Below are 9,529 nucleotides of genomic sequence, written 5' to 3'. Positions count from 1 at the left end.
ATGCTCCTAAGATCATCGCGTGTTCCCTTCTCTCTCCCTGAACTTGAGTTTCTCCCCACGACACGCGCCTATCTCAGCAGAACCCGCGAAATCATGAAAGATTCAGACCTTTACAGGGATGGCTGCTGTAGCCCATAGCGCACTCTATGCCAACTGAATTGACACCCTCACCTCACCTTTCTACAATTCTCTCGCCTCAAAGGAGCCTAGCGTATGTCTTCGCAACCAGCATCTGTCCAAACTGACCTGACGTTGACTCTGTATAACGGGCAGGAAGAACTTCCCCCTGAGGAGTGGGAAGAACGCTATATTGATACGTGGCTTTTGCTAGAAGTCACTGAAGAAAACGAAGCCGGAGAGCCACAAAAAGCACGGTTGATCGCTCTCACCTCCGATCCGATGACAGAAGCGTTTCAACAGCTCTGGCGGTCGTGTGCTGATCGGGGTGTTGTAACCTTATTCACACATAGTAAGTACTCTGAACCTCGACCAACTGTGGTGGTCCATGCCTCGTGAGTGGGCATCTTTTCGGCCACGGTCTCTCCCCATCATTACGGTTCGCAAAGGTCCTTGGGCAATTCGCGCCCTTGCTGATACCGGTGCGCAAACCAGCCTCATCCATCCGCGATTGGTCCTTCAGTTTGGTCTCCCAACAATTGGTGACCTACCAGTTGTTGGTGTTGGTTCTTCGGTTTCTCGGGTATCGCGGGTACAGGTTACAGATCTATATGTTGCACGTTTACCATTACGCACTTTTGATACTGGAGTCGTAAACTTCGACAATCTTCGCTTGGGTATTGATCTGATTCTCGGTATCAACGCCTTTGCAGGTTATCGCCTCCAGTTCGACTTCACCTTGGGTCATTTGTATTTGTTGTCTGAAGAGCGGGGGTAAAAGCTATTCACGGGATAGTACTCGTACGGCTCACCACCAACGATTTCACGCATGAGTTTTTTGACTGGCTTTTTCATGACGGAACTTCTATCTCTCGCCAAGTAACATCTCGACCATAAAATTTCGACCAGGGCTCCGCCCTGGACCCGTTCAGAGTTTCAGAGTGCAGAGGGATAGAATTCAGAGTCTTTTAGGACGGGAGCACCACTACCCGCATGCCGCTGCTGCCGGAGGCAAGGTACGGGAGGTCCCCGAGGCGAAAGGCACAGCGTACGAGCCTCAGATCGTAGAAGCACGCACCGCCCCGCAGCACACGGAGACTTCCTGTATTGGGGCCTTGAGGATCTCGGTCAAGATTCGATCTCTGCTTGTAATAGCCCTCTGAATACCGATCCTGCACCCACTCCGACACATTCCCATGTATATCGTAGAGACCCCAGGCATTTGGCTGCAATTGCCCAACTGGATGCGTCGTCCCACCAGAGTTCTTATCGTACCAGGCATACTCTTTCAGCTTTGTTGCATCATCTCCAAAACAATAGTCCCCGGTCGAACCTGCGCGACAGGCATATTCCCACTCTGCCTCAGTCGACAAGCGATACGATTTCCCTCCTTCACGAGTGCTCAGTTTTTGCAGAAACGCTTGCGCGTCGTCCCATGAAACACGTTCGACCGGTCGACTCGCATCTCCCTTGAAGTGACTAGGATTGTTCCCCATCACCGCTTCCCACTGCGCTTGTGTCACCGGGTATTTACCCAGATAGAACGACTCGGAAATGATCACTTTGCGAACGGGCTTCTCATCATCTCCACCATTCTCCGAACCCATGAAAAATTCTCCGGCAGGAATGAGAATAAACTCCATACCGATGCTGTTGGTGATTTCGGAAAGAGGTAGAGGTATTGGAAAGGGAGATGGAACGATAATCGCAGGGCTTTCTTCACTATTTGTTTTCACTTCAGCCGCCTTCACACTCGGCTGTTCGGAAACAGGATCAGCTACGTCGTGATTCTCCCCCGGATTCCCGCCTGCGCGGGAATGACGAAACTCGACAGGTTGCGGCTCAGAATTTTCTGCTTGACCCCCTAAGAATTCGATCAAGTGTTGTATGGCACTGACCTCAGCCGGATTCCCCGAGGTGAAATCCGCATACTGGACTGGCAGAAGTGGTGTAGGAATATCGCACTCACGATAGAGTGCAGGCGTAACTGACTTGTCCTTATTCAGTGCCCGACGTAGTTCTCCTCGCACATCTCGTGAACTCACAGCATCGGGAGACAAGACGATCAAAAAATGGGCGCAATTATCAATCGCCTTATCGATTGCTAACTGCCAGTCTTCACTCGGCTTGATCTTGGTGTCGAGCCAAACCGGCACTCCAAGACTCTTCAAGCGATCCGCGAGCTTAAGGACAAATTCCTTGTCTTCTCGTGCATAACAGATAAAAATGTGATTCCCCACAGATCAGTACCCCCTCGGTGCACTCTCTGTAGGCATAGCAAGTCTTGCAGTAGGTGTGTAGAGGCGAGAAAAGAGAAGGGAAACGACAGGAGCATCGGCTCAGGAGTACCGGATATGAGGTATCAGAAGCGGCAGTCTCCTGTCGTGGGCTCGTTACTCATCAGAGAACGACGAGTCTGGCAAGTCGTTCGAGGTCCTGTTTTTAGTAACTTTTGGGACCTAAAAATTTCAACAATTTCGCAGAGTTGCGCAAGGAAACCGAGAATTTCACAAGAAATACACAAGGAGTGAAATTCGTCTTGTCTCTCACTCCTTGTCACGAAATGATTCCGTTTATTTTCTCTGTTCTAGACGAGGACTTCCGCGGTTCGCAGCTTGGTAATCTCATCTTTACTCAGGCCGACAACTTCACCGAGCACGTAGTCCGTATCTTGTCCGAACAGTGGCGCAGGGCGTTGGACTTCACACGGAGTGCGTGACATCTTCCAAGGAATTCCTAAGTGTCGCCGCTTTCCCACTTCTGCATGCTCAAGTTCGACAAAATAGTCGCGGGCAGCAACATGCGGATTCGCTACGAGATCGTTGCCGTCGAGCGTTGGATACGCGGCTACACCGGCATGTTGCAGTTTCTGCGTCACTTCATCTGGCGATAGCCCTTGCGTCCATTTCGTCACTACCTGTTCTAACACATCTTCATTCTCTTTCCGTGCGGCCAGTGTGGCAAAACGTGTGTCAGTCGCCAACGCCGCTTGACCAATCGCTTTGCAGAACCGCTGCCACTCATCTTCAGTACCAACGACGATGCTGACCCAGCGATCCTGGCCTTTGCAACGGAACACTCCGTGAGGCGCCATATACGGATCACGATTCCCATTACGCGAGGGCTGGGTCTTGTTCATGGCATACTCCATGAGCCCTTCGGGAAGGAGCATGGCGCAGGCTTCACGTTGTGACAGATCGATGTACTGCCCTTTGCCGGTTTTGGTCCGGTGGAGCAACGCACACATCACCGCAAAAGTGCCATGGATACCACCGTTAGGATCACCATAAGAGAACCCGGCTTGTCGCGGTTGGTCATCTTTGTAGCCAGTCAGTGATGACATACCACTCAGTGCGACTTGTGGCGGACCATAGGAGACATAGCCTTTCTCGGGACCAGTCGCGCCATAACCAGAGAGTGAGACCATGATGATGTCGGGTTTGACTGCACGGAGCACCTCATAGCCCAATCCCATCTTGTCCATTACCCCACCGGCAAAATTTTCGATGACAATATCACTTTTTGCGACAACCTTTTTGGCGATGTCGAGTCCTTCCGTTTTCTTCAGGTTCAACGTCAGCGAACGTTTGCCTTGATTGTATTGATTGAAATACCCCGAGCGATTGAACCCACCTTGCTTATTGTCAGCCCAGGGTGGAATGAGCCGTGATGGACACGGGCGTGTTTGACTCTCGATGCGAATGACTTCTGCTCCGAGGTGGGCAAATTGTAAGGCCCCGTACGGTCCAGCCCAAGCCCAGCAGAAATCGGCAACGCGAATACCAGCTAATGGCGGTTTGTTCATGACTCATACTCCTCACTATCAAAAGCTTAGGAATTCGTTCTATTTCCCCTAAATCAAACCACAGAACACTCGTGCACTTTCTGGCACCACCTCTGGGGCATGTCACCCAGAATGCCAACCTTTCGGGGTTCGATTTAGATAACTCCATCTTTACGCAGTTGCTCCAATTGCTTCGCATCAATGCCCAGTTCTCCATACACCTCAGCATTATGCTGCCCTAAGCAGGGTGCCGGACGACGCAGTGTCCACGGCGTTGACGAGAACTGATAGGGCGCAGTCGGATAGGGCAACTTCCCAACAGCCGGGTGGGCAATTTCGGCAAAGAAGCCGCGTGCTTGCAAATGCTCGGAGTTGAACAAATCGCCCATCGTCGACACTGGCGCGAAAGGAATACGGCGCGCTTGCGCTTTGCGATACAGTTCTTCAACTGTTTGTTCCTTCACCCACGGCGCCATGAACAACTCAAGCGCATCCCAGTTCTGCGCACGATCAAGTCGCGTCGCAAACAACGACTCATCGGCCCACTCTGGATTGCCCATAATATCAACGAAACCTTTCCACTGGTGTTCTTCAACACAGCAGATGTAAATCCACCCGTCTTTACACTCCATAATGTCGAGTGGGCGAATGGCTTTGTTCCCAGTAAAGCGCACGACAACCTGGTGGGCATACGATGGCATGATGGCGGCAAACTCCGAGATCGCCATCAACGTCTCTTGGGTTGAGCAATCAACATGTTGCCCGACACCATCACGCAACCGAGCAAAGAGCGCCCCCAAGGCAGCAACCGCGGCATGAATACCCGCTTGAAATCCCGACTGCTGGCCAAACACTTTGAGAGGAGGAAGATCTTCTGTCCCTGGACCGCCACCATTAAGATAGGTGAGGCCACCAGCACTCCAGGTAGTGAGATCATACGCCTGGTAATCCTTATGCGGTCCAGTCAGCCCGAAGGGAGTGATCGAAGTCATCACTAACTCTTTGTTCTTCGCTGCCAAACGGTCAAAGTCCAAACCAAGCGCAGCCATACGAGTCGGATGTACGTTATGAATAAAGAGGTCGGCTTTCCCGACAAGCTGTTGAAAGACATCTTGCCCACGTGGCGTTTCGAGATTGAGCGTCACACCACGCTTGTTTGTATTGAGATACAGGAACAACCCGCTCTTCTCTGGATGCGGAATCTTTCCTGGAAACGGACCACGTTGGCGCGCGCTGTCACCACGTCCTGGGGGTTCAACTTTAATAACGTCTGCTCCCATATCGGCAATGAGTTTGCTCGCATAGGATGCAGAGACCATGTCGCCATATTCAACGACCCGGAAGCCAGCAAGAGCGCCCTCCGGCATATAAGTCCTCCTTTTGCTTGCCGTCGGCAAGCATCAACTGTGCTGGGGCAACTCTAGTGACGTGCGGTGATGCCGTCAAGCTTGTTCGCAACTGAGATATGAAATTGCGCAGCTGCGGATTGCAAGGTCAACAAGAAAGTCTTAGGCTCTTGCACAAGTGAGGACCATTATGCCCCAGACGCCTGTGGTTTATGAAGGTACTGAGCCCGTGAAGTTGAACGTGCGAGGTGTGATTGTCAGCGATGAGCAATTTGAACTGCTCTGTCAAGAAAATCGCGAGCTGCGACTCGAACTCACCGCCCGTAAGGAGTTGATCATTATGCCACCGACTGGATCAAAAACTGGCTGGCGAAACAGCAACATCAATACCGACCTCGTAGTCTGGGCCAGGAAGGATGGAACTGGTCTTGTCTTCGACTCCTCGACACTCTTCACATTACCCAATGGCGCAAAACGGTCACCCGATGCGTCATGGGTGAAACGTGAACGTTGGGAAGCGTTGACCGAGGCACAGCAAGACGGATTTGCGCCGCTGTGCCCTGACTTTGTTATCGAGTTACGTTCACCCTCCGACCGCTTGCCCGATGTGCAAGAGAAGATGCAGGAGTACATCGAGAACGGCGCACGTCTCGGGTGGTTGATTGATCCGCTCGAACAACGTGTGCATATCTATCGCCCTGGTCAGCCCGTAGAGGTGCTCGACAATCCTCCCACTGTCGGTGGTGACCCTGTGTTACCAGGTTTCGCATTGAATGTTCGCGAGTTGTGGTAACCACGGCTATCTCTTCAGTCGTAACGCTTCCATAATCACATGGGCAATCACATTCTGTTCTAGGGTTCCATGAATGAGATGAGCGAGCGGTCCATCGGCATAGATCGCGACATCTTCGCCGGCATGCGTTTCTTGCCCCAGTGGTACGGTCGACTCCTGCAGGTAATTAGGACTCGTGGTATCAACTCCCTGTAAATCTGGCCGCCCAGCGGTAATTCCAGTGTATTTGCGTGGTCGGTGAGGAAACGTTTTGGCCCCTTGGGGATTCGTGCTCCCATCTTCGTTGTGAGACTCACCTGTATAACCAGGGCCGTTGGCGTAGCTGAGCGTAGTGTAGGGACGACCGAGCATGTCCCGCTCAGGTTCAGTTTTATCTGGAAGCACCACCTTGCCGAGGATCGGATTGCCACGTTTAGGATAACCAACAATGGTAAACGTATGACTATGATCGGCAGTGACGATAATTAAGGTCTCGGTTCGTTTGGTGTTCTCCCGCGCAACGTGCACGGCTTTGGCAAATTCAACGGCGTCTGTCAGCGCCCGAAACGCGTTGCCCGCATGGTGGCCATGATCAATGCGCCCGCCTTCGACCATGAGAAAGAAGCCTTTCTTGTTCTTCTGCAAAACCTCGATGGCTTTTGCTGTCATTTCACTAAGTGATGGCTCACCACCAGTGTCTTTCTCTCGATCAGCTTCGAACTCCATATGCGAGCGCTCAAACAAACCCAAGAGGTGATTAGTCGTCGCAGCGTTGATTGCGGTAAACTGCGCACGGTTCCATACGAACGCGGCGTTAGGGTATTTCTTGAGCCATTCCTGGGTCAGATCTCTCCCATCCTTGCGTGTACCCTTCTTGTCCCCCTCTTCTGGATCTTGGAGCGTATTGGGGAGGAAGTACTCTCGCCCGCCACCAAGGGCGACTTCGAGGCCGTTGCCGAAGGGAAACTCTATGAGCTGTCGGGCGATATCAGGAACTGTCGCACCAGCAGGTAACTCTTTGTCACCTTCCCAATCCCGTTCGGCAATATGCGCATAACACGCTGCTGGTGTTGCATGTGTTACCCGGGTGGTCGTTACAACTCCAGTGGAGAGGCCTTTCTCTTCGGCCATTTCTAACACCGTCTTCAACGCATGCTTTTTCACCACAGCGGCGTCGGGTTCACCGAACTTCACAAATTGATCTACCGACAACGTCCGATCGTTGGTTTTCACTCCAGTGACCATTGCCGTCATCGTCGGCGCCGAATCCGGTGTCTGTTGGTCTACGGTATATGTCTTCGATAATGCAACATACGGAAATTTCTCGAAGCTCAATCGGTTCTCTTCTCCGCTTTCTCCACGCAATTGTCCTTCAAGAATACGCGCGGCAGTGATAGTGGAAATACTCATACCGTCACCGACGAACAAGATCACGTTCTTAGCTTGAGTCTTAGTGAGCGTGAGCTGCTTCGCTTCTTGGACCGCACGTTGACCAGCTGCGAACCACTCCTCTGGAGTATTCGGACCAGGGATTCGCACTTGCGCTGTAACATCTACGAACGTGAGCAATACGCCGATAAGTACGGTGCTAACCGTCTTCATCTTGTTTCTCCCCCTCTTGATCGACCCTCAGTCTGTAGAAGTGTTTTATCTCAATTGTCGAACATGCAGGAGGGGGCGAGTGACTCTGCCACGGTGATCCAGGGGCCTACCATCCCTTTTAGGGGTAGGCTTTTACGCTGAGAAAAGACGAGACGTCATGCCCGCGAAGGCGGGAATCCAGGGAGAATACGCAATCGTTCAGGGGTGAAGCTCCTGGATGCCCGCCTGCGCGGGCATGACGAACAGGCGGCTCCTCACGAGGGGAAATCCGCGCCAATTGAGGCTTGGATAAAAAACCTACCCTTATGAGGCCTACCATCCTCCAGCAGAGGCTCCGAACGAGTTCATCTTTTCTTCACTCGTTCTTCATGCCGATGTAGGAAGCGATGCGTCTATTCCTCTAAGCACAACACGCACGCAAGGAGGGTACGATGACAAACGACTACATGCTTGAGGATATGTATCCTGCTCAAGACAGGGAACCGACCTGGTTTGAAATACAGGAAGGCCAACTACCGCCGATCGCTTGGGAGACCTTCCCTGCGCGACTACGGCACGCAAACCGCGCGGAACACCTCGGAGAGTGGATATTCGTTGCGGTGACTTTTGCGATGTGGGGCTGGTACATGTTCTGGCTCTACACTGCGATACGGAATTTCGACATCGTACCAGTGCCGTAGCAAGGAACCGAGAGTAGTGGTGGAGGCAAGTCACCCTACTCTCGGTAGACGTATGTGTTCGGAGGGAGGAACACACACGGGGCTAACGGTTCATATCGACAAATTCCGGGATGAAAGTGAAGAGTGCAGGATCCTCTGCATCGACAACCCCACGCACCCAGTGCACCTCTGGTGAACCAAAGACCTCGACTCGTGTGAAGTTCGGCAAGCGGAATATCCGAAACCCTCTTGGGTCTCCAGCGTTCGGTTGCGGTGCCGGCTGGTCAATACGAAAGGAGTGCGTATCTCCATGAACCAGCACGACCGGTCTGCCACACGCCCGCGTTTCACTCTCGAGCACAGCAAGAAAATCTCCATAGCCTGTCAGGCTGTGATCTGCAGGTGGGAAAACAAACGGATTCCCTTGCATAAAAAAAAGCAGCCCGCGCAGGCTGTTCGTTCTCACCAACGCAAACGCTTCCCGCATCCATAGCAAGTTCGCTTGATTGCGTTCTCGTGACTCAATCAGGTTGGCAGCTTGTTGTGGTGGTGACAGCGTAGTGGCATACGGAGGAAAGTTGTTGTTACTCCCAGGAATGTTCAGGCCCACAAACAAGACCGCCTCATGTTCCCAGCGCACGTTTTCACGGTATTGACGAAAGAGCAGGTTCTGACTCTGGCGATCAAGTGTTATCGGGTGTTTTCCCAGGCTTTGATCTCCTGGAGTAAAGATCTGGCGGAGCTTGTCGAGTCGTTCCAAGGGGTCGAACGCCCCAGCATCACGACGATGACAGTCAGTCCACTCGTTATCACCAAACACATAGATGAACGGATGCGTAAACGTCTGAAACAACGCGAAGCGTTGGAGATACAAGGCATCCGTGCAGGGGCTAGAGCCACTTTTGAAGTCGCCAACGTGCAGAACAAAGGCGAGCTTTTGCTGATTGATCTCGTCACGCAGATTCACAAACTTCGCGTCTTCCTGCGCATTGTATTGGGCATCGCCAATCAGTGCGAAAGCGAACGTACGTTTTCCTAACGCGTGCGCACCATTGTTCTCACGAGCGGGCTGCGAATCGACCCGCGCAGACACAGAGAGCATCGATGTGAACGCGAGAAAGAAGCAGGACTTACGCTTGAGGACCACAAGTATCATTTTAGGGATATGATTACCAAGAAGCAGTACGTCGAATATTTGGTGAGCACGCCGAAGAATTGCACCTGTACGTATCTGGCCGAGCATTTGGAA

At 52.3% G+C, this 9,529-nt stretch carries 9 protein-coding genes; 4 read left to right on the top strand and 5 right to left on the bottom strand.

Translation table 11 applies throughout. The features are described 5' to 3' along the window. Positions 1-213 precede the first annotated feature (213 nt). Together FJ147_24870 and FJ147_24865 are read left to right on the top strand one after the other, a co-directional pair. Positions 214-516 carry a hypothetical protein gene (locus tag FJ147_24870; protein ID MBM4259119.1) on the top strand — a complete coding sequence of 101 codons (303 nt, stop codon included), beginning with the start codon at positions 214-216 and terminating at the stop codon, positions 514-516. After that, positions 506-895: a hypothetical protein gene (locus FJ147_24865; protein ID MBM4259118.1), complete on the top strand. Its 390-nt coding sequence runs from the start codon at positions 506-508 to the stop codon at positions 893-895. The genes FJ147_24870 and FJ147_24865 overlap by 11 nt, the downstream gene beginning before the upstream one ends. 190 nt (positions 896-1,085) lie before the next feature. On the opposite strand, the gene FJ147_24860 is transcribed toward FJ147_24865, so the two are convergent. The 3 genes from FJ147_24860 to FJ147_24850 all read right to left on the bottom strand — a co-directional run bounded on the left by FJ147_24860 (position 1,086) and on the right by FJ147_24850 (position 5,268). After that, positions 1,086-2,357, bottom strand: a complete 1,272-nt coding sequence (locus FJ147_24860; GenBank protein MBM4259117.1) for a TIR domain-containing protein — start codon at positions 2,355-2,357, stop codon at positions 1,086-1,088. A gap of 347 nt (positions 2,358-2,704) precedes the next feature. Beyond that, complete coding sequence (locus tag FJ147_24855; GenBank protein ID MBM4259116.1) at positions 2,705-3,922, bottom strand: CoA transferase; 1,218 nt, start codon at positions 3,920-3,922, stop codon at positions 2,705-2,707. A 134-nt stretch (positions 3,923-4,056) separates the two neighbouring features. Continuing rightward, positions 4,057-5,268, bottom strand: coding sequence for a CoA transferase (locus tag FJ147_24850; protein ID MBM4259115.1), 1,212 nt, complete (start codon positions 5,266-5,268; stop codon positions 4,057-4,059). Positions 5,269-5,437: 169 nt separating this feature from the next. Between FJ147_24850 and FJ147_24845 the strand changes: the two genes are divergently transcribed. Next, positions 5,438-6,040, top strand: a complete 603-nt coding sequence (locus FJ147_24845) for a Uma2 family endonuclease (GenBank protein MBM4259114.1) — start codon at positions 5,438-5,440, stop codon at positions 6,038-6,040. A 6-nt stretch (positions 6,041-6,046) separates the two neighbouring features. Here the strand turns inward: FJ147_24845 and FJ147_24840 are convergent, their stop codons facing one another. Beyond that, the gene (locus FJ147_24840; GenBank protein ID MBM4259113.1) at positions 6,047-7,621 is read right to left on the bottom strand and encodes an alkaline phosphatase; all 1,575 of its coding nucleotides are present in this window, start codon (positions 7,619-7,621) and stop codon (positions 6,047-6,049) included. A 431-nt stretch (positions 7,622-8,052) separates the two neighbouring features. Here FJ147_24840 and FJ147_24835 point away from each other — a divergent pair, with 431 nt between their 5' ends. Continuing rightward, entirely contained in the window at positions 8,053-8,301 is a 249-nt protein-coding gene (locus FJ147_24835; protein MBM4259112.1) for a hypothetical protein, read from the top strand. An 82-nt stretch (positions 8,302-8,383) separates the two neighbouring features. On the opposite strand, the gene FJ147_24830 is transcribed toward FJ147_24835, so the two are convergent. Beyond that, positions 8,384-9,436 (bottom strand): metallophosphoesterase, encoded by a 1,053-nt coding sequence (locus FJ147_24830; GenBank protein MBM4259111.1) that lies wholly within the window; start codon positions 9,434-9,436, stop codon positions 8,384-8,386. Between the last annotated feature and the right edge of the window lie 93 nt (positions 9,437-9,529).

It is taken from the genome of Deltaproteobacteria bacterium (assembly GCA_016874775.1).
In the GTDB taxonomy this organism is placed as follows: Bacteria; Desulfobacterota; Binatia; order Bin18; family Bin18; genus VGTJ01.
The sequence above is the reverse complement of the archived record's forward strand: the minus strand, read 5'-3'. Positions and strand labels throughout refer to the sequence as shown.

Coding starts and splice junctions, on each gene's coding strand:
- FJ147_24870 (MBM4259119.1), top strand. CDS start 214: ATGTCTTCGCAACCAGCATCTGTCCAAACTGACCTGACGTTGACTCTG.
- FJ147_24865 (MBM4259118.1), top strand. CDS start 506: ATGCCTCGTGAGTGGGCATCTTTTCGGCCACGGTCTCTCCCCATCATT.
- FJ147_24855 (MBM4259116.1), bottom strand. CDS start 3,922: ATGAACAAACCGCCATTAGCTGGTATTCGCGTTGCCGATTTCTGCTGG.
- FJ147_24850 (MBM4259115.1), bottom strand. CDS start 5,268: ATGCCGGAGGGCGCTCTTGCTGGCTTCCGGGTCGTTGAATATGGCGAC.
- FJ147_24845 (MBM4259114.1), top strand. CDS start 5,438: ATGCCCCAGACGCCTGTGGTTTATGAAGGTACTGAGCCCGTGAAGTTG.
- FJ147_24840 (MBM4259113.1), bottom strand. CDS start 7,621: ATGAAGACGGTTAGCACCGTACTTATCGGCGTATTGCTCACGTTCGTA.
- FJ147_24835 (MBM4259112.1), top strand. CDS start 8,053: ATGACAAACGACTACATGCTTGAGGATATGTATCCTGCTCAAGACAGG.
- FJ147_24830 (MBM4259111.1), bottom strand. CDS start 9,436: ATGATACTTGTGGTCCTCAAGCGTAAGTCCTGCTTCTTTCTCGCGTTC.